Source organism: Mesorhizobium sp. M4A.F.Ca.ET.020.02.1.1, from assembly GCF_004022645.1.
In the GTDB taxonomy this organism is placed as follows: domain Bacteria; phylum Pseudomonadota; class Alphaproteobacteria; order Rhizobiales; family Rhizobiaceae; genus Mesorhizobium.
In genome coordinates, this window is the sequence record NZ_RZOI01001250.1 from 1 (window position 1) to 820 (window position 820).

The 820-nt window shown below is 64.4% G+C and carries 1 protein-coding gene; it reads left to right on the top strand.

Features of this window, described 5'->3' with window-relative positions; translation table 11 throughout:
• The coding region (locus EN742_RS36425) for an aminotransferase class I/II-fold pyridoxal phosphate-dependent enzyme (protein WP_128333959.1) at positions 1–569 on the top strand (569 nt) is incomplete at its 5' end.
• Positions 570–820: the final 251 nt, after the last annotated feature.

An 820-nucleotide genomic window follows, 5' to 3' on the forward strand; every position in this document is an offset into this window, starting at 1 on the left:
GCCATCTCCTGGTCGACGAGACCTATCGCGACCTTTCCTACGGCCGGCGCCTGCCGGCGGCCGCATCGCTCAGCCAACGCGCGATCAGCGTCTCGTCGCTCTCCAAGGCCTTCGGCATTCCGGGCATCCGCATCGGCTGGCTGGTCACTCGCGACGCCGCGCTCCAGGAAAGGTTCCTCGCCGCCAAGGAGCAGATCGGCATCTGCGGCAGCGTCATCGACGAAGGCATAGCGCGCGGCATGGTCGAGCGTCGCGATGCGTTCCTCGCAATACTTCTGCCCGAGATGGCCAAGCGGCGCGACATCGTGCAGGCATGGATCGACCACGAACCGCTGGTCGACTGGGTGCGGCCGCAAGGCGGCGTTGTCGGCTTCCCAAGGCTCAACGTCGATCCCGAATTCGACCTCGATCGCTTCTACACAAGGCTGCTGGAAGACCACGGCACCTATGTCGGCCCCGGCCATTGGTTCGAAATGCCGAAGCGCTTCTTCCGCGTCGGGTTCTGTTGGCCGAAGGAGGCCGACTTGCGCGGTGGGCTGGAGGCCATTTCCGCCGCGCTCAGGGACTGACTTTCCGGTCCGCCTTGCCGCCAGCCGGAAATTTCTTGATCCAGCGCGATTCTGCCACACATCCCGCCGCGAACTTTGCTAGAAGGTCATCTGGCCGGACCAGCGCCCATCGTGGAAGTTGCCCCGCCGGCCTTTTTTCGCAACGGGGCCTTTCTCTCCATGGCACTTGAACAGACTTCGCCGGACCAGCGCTATGCCGCTTTCCGGCACAGACCCTTCCTCAGCTACTGGGTGGCGCGCTTCCTCACCAC